This is a genomic window from Endozoicomonas sp. 2B-B (assembly GCF_053470045.1).
In genome coordinates, this window is record NZ_JBLZMU010000001.1 from 4,949,686 (window position 1) to 4,970,459 (window position 20,774).

Below are 20,774 nucleotides of genomic sequence, written 5' to 3' on the forward strand. Positions count from 1 at the left end.
ACCTGCAATCGTGGCCCTCTGACGGCCACGAGCGATTAAAAGTCGCTTCTTCGCCTGCAATGGCAATCACAGCTCACCGTTATAAAAATTCTCAGCTCTGAGGTAGTAGAATGAGTAAGTTTTGTCCCAATGCATTAAGCCTTGCAGTGGCTGTTGCGATCAGTTCTTTCATCATTAGTACCCAGACACTGGCCGATCGCAGGCTGCAGACAAAAGCTGTCGATATTAAAGACAATGAACATGTGGAGTTTACCCAGAGTGAGATCATTGTTCGGCCAACGTTAGGTGATGACCAGCAGCCAATACCCGGATCTTTTACGACCACCTACTCTTATTACACTGATGTCAGTGCAGGCTATGCCATGCCGGCTAAAAGTTTTACAGGTTTTGCTTCTCATTTCTGTGGGGGTGTTTCCAGTGTTGATCTGTTTGAAACAGGCGAAAATGACGTTGCTCAGAAATACACCAAAGTCCTGAAGCTGGGTGATGAGGAAATCTTCAGGTTTACCCATAATCTTGAAGAAAAAGAACTGGTCATTGAAGTCAGAAGCGGAATGACCGATCCGGATTCAGTTGCGGCTGTCCGTTTTCAATTGACTGGCATGGAATCATTGGAACCGTTAACGAAAATCGCCAGATCCGCGCAACTGCTCTGGCTGCTGGAAGGTGCTGAGAAGAGAGCGGGAAACCTGGGCAAAAGTGATCACTATGTTACCCTGGCCAGCATTGAAGTAGACAAGGTTGAAGTGAGTGGGCGTACCTTCATGCGTCTTGTCTCAGGGGGTGATCGGACACCTGAACCGGAGCGCCTGGGTCAATCACTCTTTGTCAATGATGATGCTCTCCTGGCAGCGGCCACTTCTGCCTATATCCAGGTTCATGTCCTGGGAGAAGCGTTACAACAGCAAGCTCTTAATGAACTGCTGGCACACAGCAAACCCGTTGGCTACGTCGTACACGTCAAGGATGGCTCACGGGCTTATCCTGTTCCTGCGGGTTATCCGAAGCTGGAAGTAGCAGAAACTCCGGGGGAGGTGATTGTTTTCCATAGTCAGAGGCTAAACCCGGATGATGTCGCTTTTGTAGAAAAGCTCTATGAAATATGGCAGGAAGCTGAGGGTCCCCTACCCTCCCCAGCAGTATTAACAAAAGTTAAAACCCATCAGGTCAGAGCCTACCAGTACGTCATTCGAAGCAGGCAGATGACAGTGCTGGAGGAGTTTGCTGCGCGGCAGAATGCTGTATTCAATCAGGATCAACCGACGACACTTTCAAACAAAGATAAACGGGCGATGCGTGCGCTTGCATTCTATGAATCTCTCGATCAGGCATTGGTCAGTGCCACTCCAGATAAAATACATAGAATAAGGGAGTTTGAAGTCACACTGGAAGACCTCAGAGTCGCTTCGTCGTTCATCACACCCATCTGGATGCACAATCAACTTGAAAAACATTTCGGCTTCAAACCCGTACTCAGAGATCTTCTGACTAATCAGCATTTTGTTCAGAAGATTGTCGATCATATACCCGTTGTCGTCAAATTAAAGACCGACGGTTTATACGACGATAAACGTTTTGTATCCAAAGTTCTGAGTGAAAGGACCAGACAGATGGCTGAGATGTTCAGCAAGCTGGATGAACTATATAGTGCAGAAGCCGAGTTCCTCGTGCTCAAATATAAGTTAGAGATTGAATCGGATAGAGCCGATGCCAGTGATGAGAAAAAACTGGAATGGCAACGAATCTACCAGAAAGTTAAGGCTAAACATGCATGGACTCTTGCTAAGCTGCAAGATCAGAAAAGTCTGGTAAAGAAACTTATGCAGGAGGTCAGGCAATTCCCTCTGCTGGAACAACAAGTTTCTAATGCCAATTTAAAAGCCATAAATGCTCGCCATTCTAAAATAGCAACAAAACTTGGCATGGATGACTGGGATGACACCCAACCAGAAGTTGAACAAGTCGAACGCCTCTTGAAGAAAATTGATGATATCTGCGATCCGGCTTCCATTAAAAGTCAGCTCGCCCCAATCAACAAAGCTGATCTGCAAGCCCGCCACCAGACCCAACACCTTCAGCAACAGAGCACCAGAAAAGAGGCTGACAGCGAAGCTGAAATAAAAGCCCGTTATGCAACCCTCTCTATTCATTTAAACATTAAGGATTTTGATAACAACGCAGACATTGACGTTCAAGAAGACCATCTGCTTCAGAGAATTGAGTCACTGACTGCCGAAATACAGCATGCTTATAGACTGAATGACGAACAAAAACACCTGCTTAACAAACTGCAGTCAACGAATGCTCAACTCAACCCGATTCAAGAAAGTTTGCTTCAGAAAATCCAGACACTGAATGATGATGGCGATATGAAAAAACCTGACGTCAAATTCATGCAAGACGGTATCGCAGCGATTTTGCGTATCGTAATGAGTAAAGACGACTCATTGGCAAAACACATTCCACAGATAGAAGCAATGCATCAGAGTCTTGCAGATTTGAAACAGGAACTGGAAGACATCAGAACACCAGGCCACCCCAGAGCCATGCCGTTAGTCCTTGAGAAACTGGCTGCCGTGGAAAAAGCCCTGGAGATGGATGACCTCAATAGCAAGGGCGATGTCTATTACCGTCGTGACGCCATTTCCAAGGCAATTCAGACATCTATGACAAAGGCCAGTCAGGCAGCAGAGAAAAAGGCCCTTGAGACACTGGAAGATTTAGAAGAACTAGTCAACATAAAAGTCAATGAAGGTGATGACAACACAGAAAGAGTTGTCAGGCTTCGTGCCAAGCTTACGGAGGCAAAGAAAGAGGCTCTGGAGATACTGGAAGAGTTAGAAGAAGCACTCAACAGAATAGCCAATGAAGGTGATGACAACACAGAAAGAGTTGATAGGCTTCGTGCCGGGCTTACGGACGATGACATAAACGAAAAAGCGCTGGAAGGTACAGATTATTACCCCTGGAAAGAGGCTATGTTCGAAATAAGAGGAGTAAAACGGGGGGGAATTGATGGGATTTTTGCCTTTTATGTCGAAGAAGTGGATGAGCGAGCCATAGAAGAACAGAAAAAGATACTTAGAGCTGTAGAGAACAAACTGAACATCGACATCAGCGAAAACACTGCTGCTAAAGAAAGAGGCAAGCATTTCCTTGCTAAACTGGCCGATGATCTGAAACTGGAATTAAAAAAAGATACCAGCCTGGATGACCAGAAGAATGCCCTGAGAGAAAAAATTCGGGCATTAAGGGACATAGTAGAAGGCTTCTATGACAATAGAGGTTCCAGAAAAGATACAAACAATGAAATTGCTCGTCCACTCAACATCGAGGGTTATGAAGAAGATGCCGATCTCATCTACCAGCAAAGTCTGATTGGACTAAAACTCCGAGAGCTGAATGATGAAGTTTACCTTGCCGGTCAGCCTACCGTTAATGAGCGTATCGCAGCCATAGAAGATGAGCTTGACAAGCACATGGCTCACCTGGGACCTAAACCCCGATTCGTTCTTGATCGTGAGCTAGCCAGAGCCAGTCGGGTAATAGAAGAAGCTGAAAGTGAGCTGGAGACTGCTCATCAAAAACTGGAGGCTATGTTACAACCGCACGGTGATGACAGTACTGGCAGCAGGACCCGGGAACAGGCCCGTCTGAAAGCTGAGATTGAAGTCAGGAAAGCAGACATTGAGAGAATGAAGGATGCCCTTGAGGCAGCCGGGAAAGCCGTCAAAAGTGACGACGGCCCCTTCCAGTATACTCCGGAGCAGGCAGAAGTTCTGGACGCCATCCACACCTTCACACAGCAGCACTCACTCAAGAAACAGGCCCTGGAAGCCGCCATGGGTCTGGCAGAATTAGCCCTGGAAAGCGGTGAGGCCATACCCGACTTGACGACTTTCGATTTTGGCGAAGAATTTGCGCCGGTTCACCTGCGGGCATTGGTCGGAGACGCTCTGACCTTTGATCAGGCCAATCGGATTGTGAAAATTTTCAAAAGTCTGAAGAAGACCTTCCCGGCCCCCCTTTTCGAGCCTTTAGAAAATCAGCCTTCGAATGTCCTGAAAATAATCCAGCAGCTGGTAAACAACGCCAGACATGAGCTGCAAAGCGGAGCTAAACAATACGACGACGAAATTCACGGCATGGCCAAAACAGCCATTCACTACGTCGACTATGAACCGGGAGACCTGAACAACTTCCCGGACTACCTGGCTGCCCGCTATGCCAGTGCTAACAAGATCATCGCTCTGCTGCGTGAAGGTCTGATCAGCAAGGTTGAACTTGAGAACTACATGAAAGCCGTCAGAGGTGTCGATGGTTATCAGACAGCGGATGAATTTGAACATTTCCTTGGCTACAAACATCGCGTCAATTTGCCTCACTTCAATAGCATTATCCAGATGCTGTCCGACAGAGGTGCTGAGGAATTCATGCAGATGGCCTTTAACCCCGTGCCCCTGAGTGCCACTGGCCCGGCGGGTATGAAAGAGTCTGTTGCCGGCATGAAGGAGTACGCAGCCGCAGTCATCGCCAACTATGTTCTTGACGATATTGCCTTTGACAATGGCCGCAGGACGGCAGCATTTCTGGCCAATATTCAGGAAACCCTGACACCTTACGCCAACGCTGCTGGCCTGTCTGAATCAGACCTGGTCAAGGCTATCCACGACACATTAGTACAAGCTCATGCCACAGCGGTTGAACGGCAGCTGTCGGATTACTGGGTCAAACCTTCCGCCTTCCTGGTACAGGTTGTGACCTGGTATTACTCCAGCTACAAACCGCTACTGGCGACCTATACCAGCTTGCAGGCTGCCGGGCAGTCTCTCTCAAACATGTCGTTCCTCTATCTTCTGGATCTGACCAACAAGGGTGATTACCTGCACCGGATGCTGACACCTTTCCGGCAGTGGCTAGAACACTTCAGTGTTGATCCTGACCGAACCGGGCAATATGCCTGCCACAATGGCATTGAACAAATCGCTGAAGTGGGCGGGCTGGCTATGCCATTGGGTAAAGCCGCGTCCTCAGTCATTCTATTGAAAACCGGCTCTATGTTATTTGCCCGACAGCACAATGCCAATCCTCATAGTTATCGCAGCATTTCCCGGCTGGTGCCGGAAATAGTGAAATCCATGGGTTCAGGACAGGGAGTTCAGATACCGCTGCTGCACAGGATGACTCCACAAAAAGTGAAAACCCTGGCTTCAGCCACCACCGGCCTGGTACTGGGTCCGGTCGCCACTGTCGGAGCATACGTCCACGGACTTATATCCGGGTTCACCTATGCACAAACCTTCGGATTCGCCCTGGCGTCTAGTCTCACTTTCGACTTTTTTATAAACGACAACAAAATGCTCACTCAATGGCTGGGCGGGCCTCTGGGCCGGAGTCTTGACAAGATTAATCGCTGGACAGGCCTGGGGGAGACGCAAGATGGATATTTGCAACGTACGGCTATTGCTTCACCTCAAGGCTTCAGTGAAACCGATGAAGCCTATGCAAACCGTGTAAAGACCAACAACACGATACCTGGCTGGACTCGACAGGAAAATTATCTGCAGTTCCGTGAACGCCGTGATCGCACCATGAAACTGTTTGACAATGGCTGGGAGCAATACTTCATGGAAAATGTCCCCAGATGGTCATTCTCCCATGCAGAAAGTATTCCTTACTTCTACACTCTTGGAGCTTTTTACGGTTTGCAAAAGGGCGATGATCAGAGAGTTCACGGTCATAATTAGAGAAGTGCCTCTCAATTAAGCCTTCCACCTGCAACCCTGGCAGACCAACATGACAGGTCTGGTGAACGTTTCATGCCGGAACAGGAATGAGCGATTTTAAAAATTATACCAATCGTATTTTCTAACTCCCGCAATGAGCATGGAGATTTGAGCCTTAAGACAAGGCGGCGTGAGGAGTCATAGCCTTAGCTATGGCGACGATCGCCAACGCAGGATTAAGGCTCAAATCTTCAGCGCAATAGGGAGTTAGAAAGTTCGATTGGTATTACTTCCTCGCCTGCCAGCAATCTCTTTTCAAGGTGATAAAAATACTCAGCTCTGAGGTAGAAGAATGACAACTGCTCGCCCCGATGCATTGAGCCTTGCAGCGGCCATTGCAATCAGTTCTTCGATCATTGCTACACAGGCACTGGCCGATCGCAGGCTACAGACAAAATCTGTCGATTTTCCGGACAATGGACATGTGAAGTTTATCCAGAGCGAGGTTATGGTTCGGCCAACTTTAGGTGATGACCAGCAGCCAATACCCAAATCCTTTACAACCACTTACCCCGATCAGGATCAGGCCAGGGCTGGCTACGACGTTCCTTCCAGGGGCTTCACAGACGTTCTTTCCGGCATCGAAGGCAGCGTTTCCAGTGTTGATCAATTTGAAACAGACGAGAATAGCGTTGCTCAGAAATACACCAAAGTTCTGAAGGTCGCTAATGAGGAAGTCTTCAGGTTCACTCATTGCCTTGAAAGCAACCTACTGCTCATTGAAGTCAGAATCGGGATGATCGATCCTGACTCAGTTGCAACTGTTCGTGCTCAATCAGGTAACGACCTGCATTTAGAACCTTTGACAAAAATCGCCCGTCCCGAACACCTGGCCGGAGTGCTGAAAGGCGCCAATGAAAGAGCGGGAAACCTTGGCGCAAGTAATGACTTCGTTCATCTTGCCAGTATTGAAGTCGAACAAGTGAAAGTGGACGGGCGCACCTTTATGCGTCTTGTCGCTGCAGGCGACCAATCTCCTGAACTGCAGCACCTGGGTCAATCGCTCTTTGTCAATGATGAGGCGCTTTTCGCAGCAGCCACCACTGCCTATACCCAGGTTCATGTTCTGGGGGAAGAATTACAGTATGAAGCTCTGAATGAACTATTGTCATACCATAAACCTGTCGGCTATGTTGTCCACGTCGAGGATGACACAAAGGCTTATCCTGTGCCTGCTGATTATCCAAAGCTGGAAGTGGAACAGGCTTCGGAGGAGATCATTATTTTCCGTGGTCAGAAACAGAATCCGACCGATATCGCTTTTGTCGAAAGCCACTATGAATTATGGGATGTATATAGTGTTCAAGAACTCACTGCAGAAGTTAAAAAAGCCAGAATCAAAAACTACCAGTACGTGATCAGAAGCAGGCAGATGGCGCTGCTGGAAGAGCTTGCTGCCGGGTTGGCCACACAGCAAGATGCCGGACTTGACCTGGATAAACTGTCGAAGCTTACCTATTACGAATCTCTTCAGCAGGCATTAACCAGTGCTACTCCAGATGAAACCGATGAATTTGAATTCGCAACAGGGCACATCAGGGAGGCTTCATCAGTCATCACGCCCACCTGGGTGCAGTTTCAACTCATAAAAAACTTCAGCTTCAAACCCGTCCTTAAAAATCTTCTGACTCACCATAATTTTATTCAGAATATTCAGAGCCTGATGCCCTATGTCACCGAAATGATAAACGCGGTTGCGCTTGGCAAAGGCACAAAATTTTCCCAAAAAGTTGTGGGCGACATTGCCACACAGATGCTTGAGACGGTAAGAACGCTGGAAAAGCTGCGGGCAAAAGAGGCCGAACTGACCGCAGAACAAGTCACTGATTCTTCAGCAGATGTCACAAAAGCTCGCCACGCTCATATAGCTGCAGCACTGGGTGTTGATGACTGGGATGATACCTGGTCATCAGAAGAACAAGCCAGACTCCTCAGCAAGAAAATTGATGAAATAAACCAGTCGGTGGCGGCAACATTTATCGACACAGAATTGACTCCGGAGCAAGCTGCAAAAAAAACACTGGCAGCGATTGAAGGCCAGCTCGGCATTGTTTCAGACAATGAAGACGATCTGGGTGGTCGCACTGATCTCATTCTGAAGCATCTGCAACAACATCCAGACCAGACTGGTGAGTTATTCGGGGATAAACTGACGATAATCGAAGGTCAGCTCGGTCTGGCTCCAACTAAGAAAGATGACCCGGCGGCCCGTCAAAAGATCATTCGAATGCACCTTCTGCTAAGACTGGCCAAGGTGGGTCAACAGCCACATTTTCAGCGTCAATATCAACAAAAACTGGAAGCAAAGAAAAGTCAGCTACAGAAACTTCAGCACCTGGTCAATCTACTTCCAACGATTGACAAAAACCTTCGTGATGCCGCAGCAAAAGCAAGAGTAGATATCAACACTCAACTGGCAGCAGAGCTCGGTACTGATCACTGGGACGATACCCGGCCACTGGAGGAACAAGAAAGAATCATCAGGGAGAAAATTCTTGAAATCAAAACATCTCCTGACGAAAGAAATGCCGCAACAGGACAGCCATGGGAAGAAGCTGTAAAAGCAAGACTGGCGCCCATTAAAAGCAGGTTAGACATTACTTTGAACAATGAAGATGATCTGGATACCTACTATCAGTCCATTCAACAACAGCTGCAACAAAAGGAAAAACTGAACAATGTGGCCATTCAGAAATCACTGACTGACTTGGAAAGTAAGCTCGGTCTGGCCTCAGACAACGAAAAGGACCCCGAAGTCCGTCGCCAGATCATTAAGCAACAGCTCGGGCAACAGCAAGCATTGGTCGCTCAACACCTTCGTCAGCAGCAGGGCACCAGAACAGATGCTGAAATCAAAGCCCGTTATAGAACTATTGCCGCACATTTAAACATTCAGGATTTTGACAGCGATACAAATGTTGACGCTCAACAGGAACAACTGCTTAAAAAACTTACGACAATGAAAGCCCGGGATGAACGTCAGCGTCAACAAATTAAGACAATGTATGCTCAATATGAGCTCCTGCTTCAGAAAGTTCCGTCAACGAGTGAGCAACCAGACCCAGAGGATGTTTACAATCGGGCCAAAAAAGGTGTTCTGGCAGCGATGCCCGGTGTTGAGCTGAGTGATGACATCACACCAGAAGGTCTCAAAGCCCTGGAATTGGCAGTACATTCCAGGCTGCTCAGGCTTGCTGACCTGGAAGAAGAAATAGGTCAGCCCCCGGGCCACCCCGGAGTCAAGCCTGAAGTACTTGCTAAACTGGCTGCCCTGGAAAAAGCCCTGAAGATGGATGACCTCAATGGCGAGGACGATGTGTATAAACGTCGTAACGCCATTCCTATGGAAATGGAGTTATACATGGCAAAATTCAGGCAGAAGGCAGAGAAAGAGGCTCTGGCAATACTGGAAAAAGTAGAAGAAATATTCAAAATCGATGTCAACAAAGATGATCACACAGCAGCAAGGCTTGAGAGGATTTTTACAAAACTGGACACAGGTGATTTCTCAGAATCCATGGTGGATGAGATAGAAGATACCCTCTGGCAAGAAGACATCCCACCTGTGAGGGAAAAATGGGAAAGAAAACTCGAGAAACTTAAAGGGCGTCTTTCCTTTTATATCGAAATCCCGGATCTGGATGAACGCACCATAAGAGAAGAGATAAAAATGCTTGAAGCCATAGAGGAAGAGCTGAACATTGACACAAGTGAAAATCCTGCTGCCAGAAGAAGAGACATGGATTTTATTGCTGAACTGGCTTCGGATCTAAAAGTGGAATTTGAAGAAGGAGCCAGCCTGAATGACCAGAAGGATGCCCTGAGAGGCAAAATTCTGGCATTAAAGGAAGAACTAAACAACCTCTTCGACAATGAGGATCTCACAAGAGAGACACACAATGAAATTGCTCGTCTTCTGTGCATCGAGGACTATAAAGATGATGCCTCTGAGGATGAACAGGCTTGCCTCATTGAAGACAGACTTCGGGAGCTGGATGAAGAAATTTGCATGATGAGTTGGCCTAGTATTTATGATCGTACAGAAGCCATTGAAAATGAGCTTGACAGGCAAATAGCTCGCCTGGGACCTAAACCAAGATACGTTCTTGATCGTGAGCTTGCAGTAGCCAGACAAGCAGTACAAGACGCTGAAAGTGAGCAGGAAGCTGCTCGTCAAAAACTGGATGCTATTCGTAGCACAAATTGGGTATTCGCCCAGAGCCATACTGACCTCCAAACTGTTCCGGATGAAGGCGACACATCCCTCAATCAGGCAATGAAGGATATTCAGACTGAGTTGGGACTGGCTACAGATAATGAGCAAACCTTCAAAGAGCGAGTAGACGACATCAAATACTTCCTGAGTGGATGCAGTGCAGAAAAACGCGATGAAGTCATTGAGAAAACCACAAAAGCCATGAACCTGCGAATAAAAGGTGAGCTCGGTTTACCGGAAGAAGCTGATTACTTTAGTGCCAATACAGCCTCTGAAAAAACCTGTGGTCGTGATGAAACCCATGCAGTTGAGGGTGAACTGCCTTTGACCAGGAAAAACTACAATCGGGTCACAAAATTCCTCCATGAACACGACAGGAAAAGGGCAGAATTGGCCCATGCACTGCTTGAAGAGACTGTTGCACAGGAGAATCTGGATCGAAAAAAAAAGCTGTTTAGCAATCCTGAAAACACCGCTAAGCAGGCTAAAACCGTCCATAAGAACGAAATAGCTATGCTGGATTCAGTTCTGGATCAGAAAAGTGAAGATGTATCCGTTGCGAAAAAGGCTCTGGCGAATCAGGAAGCACTTCTTGGCGCTGCTGAAAAAGCCGTGGGTCTTACACCAGATCCTGCTGACACCAATGAACAACGGATTAATGCCCTGAGAAACAAACAGATACAACTGGGTGGACATGATGGCACCGGCGGAAAAATCGAGCAACTGACCAAGGAACAGGTTCGTCTGGAAAGGGAGATTAAAAACAGACAAGCAGACCTTGAGAGAATGAAGGAAACCCTGAAGGCTGCACAGGAAGCTGTCGAAAATGACGCTAGCCCCTTCCAGTTCTCACCGGGACAGGTCAATGTTCTGGCCGCTATAAACAGCTTCACGCAGCAGCAGTCTCTCCGGCAACAAGCGCTGGATGCTGCAATCGGCCTGACAGAATCAGCAGTAAACAGCGGTAAGCTGATACCAGACCTTGCAACTTTCGATTTTGACGATGAATTTGCACCGATGCGCATGCAGGCATTGGTCGGAGACGATCTGACGTTTAACCAGGCCAGCCGGATTGTGGAAGTCTTCAAAAACCTGAAGGCGAGCATACCGCCCTCCCCTGTCGAGCCTCTGGAAGGTCAGCCCCGGAATCTCATTGAACAAGTCCAGACTCTGGCAGCCAGGGCCAGGAATGAGATGAAAACCGGGGCTCAACAATACGACGACGAAATACGCAGCATGGGCAAAAGAGCCATTCACTTTGTCGGGCATGAACCAGGAGATTTGAAAAGCTTCTCGGAATACTTCGCCGCCCGTTCTGCCAGTGGCAACAAGATCATAGCTCTGCTGCGTGAAGGACTGATCAGCAAGATTGAACTTGGAAACTACATAAAGGCCGTCAGAGGAATTGATGGTTATCAGACAGTGGACGAATTTGAACATTTCCTTGGCTACAAACAGGGCGTCAATGTCCCTCACTTCAAGGCCGTTGTCCGGATGCTGTCCGATAAAGGTGCTGAGGAATTCATGCACAGTGTCTTTACCGCTGTGACCGTGACTGCAACTGGCCCGGCAGCAATGAAAGAGTCGGTTGCCGGTATGAAAGAGTACGCAGTTGCGGTCATCGCCAACTATGTTCTTGACGATATTGCCTTTGATAATGGCCGCAGGACGGCAGCGTTTCTGGCCAATGTTCAGGATACCCTGACACCTTATGCCAACGCGGCCGGACTTTCTGAATCAGAACTGATCAAGGCTATCCATGGCACATTGATACAGGCTCACGCCGCAGCGGTTGAGCACCAGCTCCATGATGACTGGGTCAAACCTTCAGCTTTTCTGGTACAGGCTGTCACCTGGTACTTCTCCAGCTACAAACCGCTACTGGTAACCCATACTGCCTGGCAGGCCAGCGCGCTCTCCCTCTCAAACATGTCGTTCCTGTATCTTCTGGATCTGACCAACAGGGGGGATTACCTGCACCGGATGCTGACACCTTTTCAGCACTGGTTGGAACGCTATGGTCTTGATCTTGACCGAACCAGCCAATATGCCTATCACAGTGGCATTGAACAAATCTCTGAAGTGGGCGGACTGGCCATGCCATTGGGTAAAACCGCGTCCTCAGTCATTCTGTTGAAAACCGGCTCTGCGCTGTTTGCCAGACAGCACAACGCCAACCCGCAGATGTATCGCAGCATTTCCCGGCTGGGGCCCGAAATAGTGAAATCCATGGGTTCCGGACAAGGGATTCAGGTACCCCTGCTGCACAGGGTGACACCACAAAAAGTGAAAACTCTGGCCTCTGCCACAGCCAGTCTGGTGCTGGGTCCGGTAGCTACTGTTGGAGCATACGCTCATAGTCTTATATCCGGATTCACCTATGCACAAACATTCGGGTTCGCTCTGGCATCGAGTCTCACTTTCGACTTTTTTATGAACGACAACAAGCTGCTCACTCAATGGCTGGGCGGACCTCTTGGACGTAGTCTTGACAAAATTAATCGCTGGCGGGGCGTGGGTGAAACGGACGCTGAGTATTTGAAACGTACGGCTATTGCCTCGCCTCAGGGTTTTAGTGAGACCGATGAAGCCTATGCAAATCAGATCAAAGCAAATAGCACGATGTATGGCTGGACTCGACAGGAAAATTATCTGCAGTTCCGTGAGCGCCGTGATCGCACCATGAAACTGTTTGAGAATGGCTGGGAAAAATACTTCAGGGAAAATGTACCTAAATGGTCGTTTTCCCATGCAGAAAGTATTCCTTACTTCTATACCCTCGGAACTTTCTACGAATGGCGACGAGGCGATGATAAAAAAGTCCACGGTCATACAACTCGTTCCCTCGCTCTGCGTGGGAATGCATACCCCCACGTAAAAAACTGATTTTACACGCGAGATAAGGTATGGGTTGCCAGCCATGGTCTATTCTAAGTTGCTTCTTTGCCTGCTGTGGAAATCACTTTTCACGGTAATCAATCTACTCAGCCCTGAGGTAGTCGAATGACAAATGCTTGCCCCAATGCATTAAGCCTTGCTGTGATCGCTGTAATCAGCTCTTGCATCATTGGCACACAGGCAATGGCCGATCGGAAGCTGCAGACCAGATCTGTCAATATTCTGGTCAATGGACATAAGAAGTTTACCAATAGTGAAGTCATGGTTCGGCCGACTTTAGGCTTTGACGGGCAGCCAATACCCAAGTCCTATACAACCACATACCCTGTTAAAGCTGATGAAGAGAGAAAATATGCCAATGACATTCCTACATTAAGCTTTACACCATTTCTTGCTGAAATTAGTGTCGCCGTTTCCAGTGTTGATGTGTTTGAAACAGGCGAGAATGACGTTGCTCAGAAATACACCAAAGTCCTGAAGGTAGGAGATGAGGGAGCCTTCCGTTTCACCCATAACCTTGAAGAAACAGAACTGGTCATTGAAGTCAGAGCCGGAATGACTGTTCAGGATTCAGTTGATGCTGTTCGTGCATTTTATGCGCTATTTGATAATAGTGAAGAACCGTTAACGAAAATCGCCAGCCCCTTACAGATGGCTCAATTACTGGAAGCTGTCTACGACAGAACAGGAAACCTGGGCGCAAGCGATCACTATGTTGCCCTTGCCACCATTGAAGTAGAAAAAGTTGAAGTGAATGGACGTACCTTCATGCGTCTTATCGCTTCCGGCGATCAGCCCCCGGAACTGCAGCGTCTGGGTCAATCAATCTTTATCAATGACGATGTCCTCCTGGCAGCCGCCGTCTCCGCCTACACCCAGGTTTATATCCTGGAGGGGGATTTACGACAGCAGGTTCTTAATGAACTGTTGGCACGCAGCAAACCCGTCGGCTATGTTGTTCACGTCGAAGATGACACAAAGGTATACCCTGTGCCTTCAGGTTATCCAAAGCTGGAAGTAGCAGAAGCTCCGGGGGAGGTGATTGTTTTCCATGGTCAGATGCCGAAACCGGATGATATCGCTTTTGTAGAAAGCCTCTATAACCTCTGGAAAGAAGCTGAGGCTAATGACCTCGCCCCTGCATTGGCAGCAGTAGTAAAACATCAGGTCACAAACTACCGGTACGCCATTCGAAGCAGGCAAATGACAATATTGGAGGAGTTTGTTGCGCGGCACGATGCTCAAGTTCACGAAGATCAACCGATGACGCTCACAAACGAAGATAAACTGGCAATGCGTGCGCTTGTTGACTACGAATATCTCCAGCAGGCATTAGCGAGTGCTGGTGCAGCTCGCTCGACGGATCTCAGTAAATTTGAATTCACAATGGAACACATCAGAGTTGCTTCGGCGGTTATCACGCCGCCCTGGATGCATACTCAACTCCTGGAACACTTCGGCTTCAGACCCGCATTTAGAAATCTTCTGATTAACCCGCATTTTGTTCAGAATCTTGAGAATTTTATACCCGTTTTCAACGATATAAACCAAGCGCAGACCGATCCTCTTGAGAAGGACAAAAAGTTTGCTGCCCAAGTCATAGGAGACATGACCAAGCAGCTACTAAAGAAACTGGACAAGCTGCAGGAAGCAGAAGATAAACTCCTCAGAAGTCGAGACAACTTAAAGCACACTTTGGAGCAAGCCCATGTCAGTCGTAAGGAAAAACTGAAAGCACAATACCGGTATCGGAAAGTTGAGGACAAGCTTGCAAAGCTTCATGTCGAACTGGAAGATCTGGAAAATCTGAGGCTGAAACGTCTGCTGGAAGTTCGACAAGTCCCGAAACCGGAAACACAATTTCATATTATCAAAACGGAGGCCATAAAAGCGATTAACGCTCAAATGGCTGCAGAGTTTGGTATTGATAACTGGGATGATACCCTGCCACTAGACGTACAATTCACACTCATAGAAAAGATAATTAATGAAATTTACAGATCGATGGCCGCAACAGGGCAACCTGATGAAGAAACTCTAACCGCAGAACCAACGGCCATTGGTGGCTGGCGAGGCATTGCTCCGGTCAATAAAATCAATCCGCGCACCCTTCTGTTCATTCATCAACGGCTGCGACAAAACATTATACGACCCGAGCAGGAAATATTGGAAAGGCTGACTATCTTTGAGAATTATCTCGGTCTGGTTCCGGAAAACAAAGATGACCTTAATGCCCGTCACCAGGCCATTCATCAGCACCTGCAGCAGCAGATAACCGAGATCGTTCTACAACCCTTCCAGGATCAACAACAGGAAGCCAGACAAACTCCAGAGCTGGGACAACTCGTTCGGGATACCAGAGCAGATGCCATAAAAGCCCGCAACGCGCAACTGGCAGCAGAGTTTGGTATTGATGACTGGGATGATACCCTGCCACTCGAAGAACAGGCCAGACTCATCAGAAATAAAATCCAGGAAATAAAACCATCGGTTACCGAACAGTCTGAAGAAGAAACTGTAAAGGCAAAAACGGCGGGCATTGGAAACAAGGATTGCTTTATTTTGGTCAATGAAGATGAGCTGGCGACCCTGGAAGCTCAGCTGGGCATTGTCCCGGATAAAGAAGATGACCTGAAAGCTCGTCACGAGAGGCTTCTGGAAAACCTTGAGCAGCACGCAGAACTGAAAAACCGGTTACAGAAACTTCAGCAGCAAGCCGATCAGGTTCCCGACCTGGAAAGGATACTTCTTACCGTCAGGAGAATTGCCAGAAAAACTCACTACGCTTATACAGCAGCCAAGCTGGGTATTGATGACTGGGATGATACCCTGCCACTGGACGAACAATTCACACTCATAGAAAAGATAATTAATGAAATTTACAGATCGATGGCCGCAACAGGGCAGCCTGATGAAGAAACTCTAGCCGCAGAACCAACGGCCATTGGTGGCTGGCGAGGCATTGCTCCGGTCAATAAAATCAATCCGCGCACCCTTCTGTTCATTCAAAAACGGCTGCAACAAAACATTATACGACCCGAGCAGGAAGTATCGGAAAGGCTGACTATCTTTGAGAATTATCTCGGTCTGGTTCCGGAAAATAAAGATGACCTTAATGCCCGACACCAAGCCATTCATCAGCACCTGAGGCAGCAGGCGACCGAAATCGTTCAACAACCCTTCCCGGATCAACAACAGGAAGCCAGACAAACTCCAGAGCTGGAACAACTCGTTCGGGATACCAGAGCAGATGCCATAAAAGCCCGCAACGCTCAACTGGCAGCAGAGCTTGGTATTGATGACTGGGATGATGCCCAGCCACCCGAAGAACAAGCCAGGCTGATCAGAGAAAGAATTGCTGAAGTCAACCCATTCTTAGCCGCAACACCCGACGAAGACGCCGTAAAAGCAAAACGGGTAGCCATTGAAAGCGATCACGGTATTACCCCAAACAATGAAAACAATCCGGATGCCCGCTATCGGTTCCTTCAACAGCACCTGCAGCCAGGGAGCACCAGCAAAGAGACTGGAAAAGACGCTGAAATAAAAGCCCGCTATGCAATCATTGCCGCACATTTAAACATTGAGAATTTTGATAGCAATACAGATAAAGACGCTCAACACGAACGCCTGATTCAACGGCTTGATACAATGGAGGCTCAACTGCAACGGCAGCGTCAACAACTTTATATAATGGCCTTGGAACAGGATTCAGAGAACTCCTATACCATAGCCAGAAAAAATGCTCTGGCAGCGGTTCCTGGTGTTGATCTGACTGAAGACAAGACACTGAAAGATCGCGCCGGCCTGGAGTTAACAATACGCTCCAAACTCTTCAGGCTTAGAGATCTGGAAAAAGAACTGGATGACATCAGAACACCAGGCCACCCCAAAGCCACGCCTGTGGTGCTTGGGAAGCTGCTTGCCGTGGAAAAAGCCCTGGAGATGAATCCCCCCAGTGAAGAGCAGGATCAGTATCAACGCCGCCAGGCCATTTCTGACGACATCAAGTCACAGATCGCAGACGCCAGACAGCGGGCAGAGGAAGAGGCTCTGAGTCTACTGGCAGCCGTAGAACAAGTTTTCGACATCAATGTCAATGAAGATGATGACAGAGTAGCAAGACTTGTCAGGGTTCGTGCAAGACTTGGTGGCGATGACGTCTCAAAACAGATGCTGGATGAGATCGTTAACATTCTCTGTCAAGACGACACATTGGTGATGATGAAGAACTTCAAACCCGTGGTCGAGAGCCCTCACCAAAGTATTACCCCTGCTGATGAGAAAGAAGGAAGGCAAGAATGGCTTGATCTACTTGACAGGCGTCTGACCTATAAAGTCGAAGAAGTGGATCAGCGTGCCAGGGAACAACAAAATCGTTTGCTTGCGGCCCTGGAGGACAATCTGCAGATATACCCTTCTGTATACATTGCTGCCAGAGAAAGGAGCAAGGTTTTCACTACTGAACTGGCCAGTGATCTGCAGGTAAAGTTTGAACACGATGTCAGCCTGTCTGACCTGAAGGATGCTCTAACAGCCAGAATTCAGGCAATTCGGGATGAAGTCAACGAAGTCTATGACGATGAAGCTGTGAAAAGAATCCGGAACAATCAAATAGCTCATCAACTCAACGTCTGCGGCTATAAAGAGCATGAAAGTATCGACGACCAGAACGGCCTGATTAATGCAAAACTTCAATGGCTGGATGAAGAAGTTTTCAAAGCGGGTCAACCTGATGTTAATGAGCGTATCTCCGCCATTGAGGATGAGCTTGACAGGCAAATGGCCCGCCTGGGGCCCAAGCCCCGATACGTCCTTGATCGTGAAGTAGCCGGAGCCAGGCGAGCACTGAAAGCAGCTGAAAGTGAGCTGGAGACAGCTAATCGCAAACTGGATGCTATGGGTCGCAAACAATGGCTATCTGCACAGAACCCTACTGACCTACAACATCCCTCGGATGAAGATGACCCGGCTGACAATCAGCCGGTAAAAAGGATTCAGATTGAGCTGGGTCTGCCTGCAGGTGACGAGCAAACCGATGCAGATCGATTACTCATGATCGAGAATTTCCTGCTGGAACAGAGTGCAGAATTACGAGATGAAGTCCTGAAGGAACTGAGAGTCAGAACCCATCTGAACATCCAGATGCATCCCAACCCCGAATCAGTGGGAGAAGGTGAATGCATTATGTCTATTGAATACAATTCAGATAGTCATGGCCGGGACACAACCGATGAAATCGATGAAGCGCGGGATGGATTGCCTTTGACCGGGAAAAAGTTCGCCCAGGTCACAGAATTCCTGCGTGAGCACGACAGGAAAAGTAAGGATTTAGCCGAGGCAATCACTGAAGAAGCTGTTGCGCGAAAGAATCTGGTTCGTAAAGAGCAGGAGATTTTTGCGCGAGCGAATACCGTTCCTAAAGAACCGGAGATGTTCGAATCTGAAAACATTAATGAGCAATCGACAAGCTCAAATAAGCTCGAGTGGGATCTGCTGAGTTCAGCCCTGAATCAGAAAAGAGAAGCTGTATCAGAAGCAGAAAAAGCTCTGGCAGATCATCATGAAGCGACTCTTGACGCCACTGAAGAAGCCCTGGGTCTAAAACCAGACGCCTCTGGCACCCATGAACAACGGATTAATGCCCTCAGAAACACACAGAGACAACTGGGCGTTAACGACCGCAGGATCCGACAACCGATTCAGGAACTGGTCCGTCATGGTCGTCTGAAAGCTGAGATTAAAGTTAGGAAAGCAGACATAGAGAGACTGAAAAAAGTCCTGGAGGCTGCCGAAGAAGCCGTCAACAATGATGACGGGCCCTTTCAATACACGCCGGAACAGGTAAAAGTTCTGGACGCTATCCAAAGATTCACGCAAAACCCTCTCAAAAAACAAGCCCTGGAAGCTGCAATGGTTCTGGCAGAGGCAACAACCCTGAGCGGTAAACCAATGCCACTCCTTACGGCTTTCGATTTTGACGATGAATTTGCACCCATTCGTTTGCAGGCAATGGCCGGAGACGCTCTGACCTTTGATGAGACCCGCCAGATTGTGGAGGTCTTCAGGAATCTGAAAACCAGCTTCCCGCAAAGCCCTGACCAGCCTGCAGGATATCGGACCCTGAATGTCCTGGAAGAAGTCCACAGGCTTGTGCAATTGTCCAGGCAAGAGATAGAAACAGGAGCACAGGAATACGACGAAGAAATTCGTGACATGGGCTCAGCAGATAGTCACTACGTCCAACATGAATCAGGAGACCTGAAAGGCTTCTCGGAATACCTCACTAGCCGTTCTGCCAGCGGTAACAAGATCATAGCCCTGCTGCAGGAAGGTCTGATCAGTAAAGTTGAACTTGAGAACTATATAAAAGCCGTCAGATTTGTCGAAGGTTACCCGACAGTAGCTGAATTTGAACACTTCCTCGGCTATAAACACGGCGTCAATGTGCCCCACTTCAAAGCCGTTGTCCAAATGCTGTCTGACAAGGGGGTTGAGAAATTCATGCAGAGTGCCATTACTCCTGTGAGCATAAAAGCAACTGGTCCGGCGGGTATGAAAGAATCTGTTGCCGGCATGAAAGAATACGCCGCTGCTGTCATCGCCAATTACGTGCTTGATGATATTGCCTTTGACAACGGCCGCAGGACGGCAGCATTCCTGACCAATGTTCAGGACACCCTGACACCTTATGCCAATGCTGCTGGCCTGTCTGAATCAGACCTGATCAAAGTGGTCCATGGTACGTTGGAGCAGGCTCATGCCGCCGCAGTTGAACGGCAACTGTCGGATTTCTGGGTCAAACCTTCTGCCTCCCTGGTACAGGCTGTCACCTGGTACTACTCCAGCTTCAAACCACTACTGGCGACCACTGACAGCCGGAATGCGGCCAAACTGTCTCTCTCAAGTATGTCGTACCTCTATCTTCTGGATCTGACCAACCGGGGTGATTACCTGCACAGAATGCTCATACCTTTCCAGCACTGGTTGGAACATTACGGCATTGATCCTGACCGAACCGGCCAGTATGCCTATCACAGTGGCATTGAACAAATCTCTGAAGTGGGCGGGCTGGCCATGCCATTGGGCAAGGCGGCTTCCTCAGTCATTTTGCTGAGAACCGGCTCTATGTTATTTGCCCGGCAGCACAACGCTAATCCTCAAATGTATCGCAGCATTTCCCGTTTGGTGCCGGAAATAGTGAAATCCATGGGTTCAGGAGAGGGTGTTCAGATCCCCTTGCTGCACAGGGTGACACCACAAAAAGTGAAAACGCTGGCCTCCGCCACTGTCGGCCTGGTGCTGGGCCCGGTAGCCACTGTCGGAGCATACGCCCACGGCCTTATATCCGGGTTCACCTACGCCCAAAACTTCGGGTTCGCTCTGGCATCGGGCCTCACTTTCGACTTCTTTATGAATGACAACAAGATGCTCACTCAATGGCTGGGCGGACCTCTGGGCCGCAGTCTTGACAAGATTAATCGCTGGCTGGGCGCAGGGGAAACGACAGAGGAATATGTGCAACGTACGACTATTGCCAGGCCCCAGCACTTCGATGAAACCGATGAAGCCTATATAAACCTCGTTAAAGCAAATAACACCCTGTATGGCTGGACTCGACATGAAAATTACCTGCAGTTCCGTGAACGCCGTGATCGCACCATGAAACTGTTTGAGAATGGCTGGGAGAAATACTTCAGGGAAAATTTGCCCAAATGGTCATTCTCTCATGCAGAAAGTATTCCTTACATTTACACTCTCGGAACCTTCTACGACTGGCAACAGGGCAATAATAAGAAAGCGCCTGCTGGTGAAAAGACAAATGCCCCTCAATCAAGCTTTCTACCTGCTGCCTCCGCAGACTAACTTAATTA

At 48.3% G+C, this 20,774-nt stretch carries 3 protein-coding genes; all 3 read left to right on the forward strand.

Annotated features, from left to right (window positions below; genetic code table 11):
• Positions 1-110: 110 nt before the first annotated feature.
• Positions 111-5,747 carry a coiled-coil domain-containing protein gene (locus ACOMHB_RS18830; protein WP_448217771.1) on the forward strand — a complete coding sequence of 1,879 codons (5,637 nt, stop codon included), beginning with the start codon at positions 111-113 and terminating at the stop codon, positions 5,745-5,747.
• Between the two features lie 331 nt (positions 5,748-6,078).
• Positions 6,079-12,888 carry a hypothetical protein gene (locus tag ACOMHB_RS18835; protein WP_448217772.1) on the forward strand — a complete coding sequence of 2,270 codons (6,810 nt, stop codon included), beginning with the start codon at positions 6,079-6,081 and terminating at the stop codon, positions 12,886-12,888.
• Positions 12,889-13,005: 117 nt separating this feature from the next.
• Positions 13,006-20,766 carry a coiled-coil domain-containing protein gene (locus ACOMHB_RS18840; protein WP_448217773.1) on the forward strand — a complete coding sequence of 2,587 codons (7,761 nt, stop codon included), beginning with the start codon at positions 13,006-13,008 and terminating at the stop codon, positions 20,764-20,766.
• The last annotated feature ends 8 nt before the right edge of the window (positions 20,767-20,774 follow it).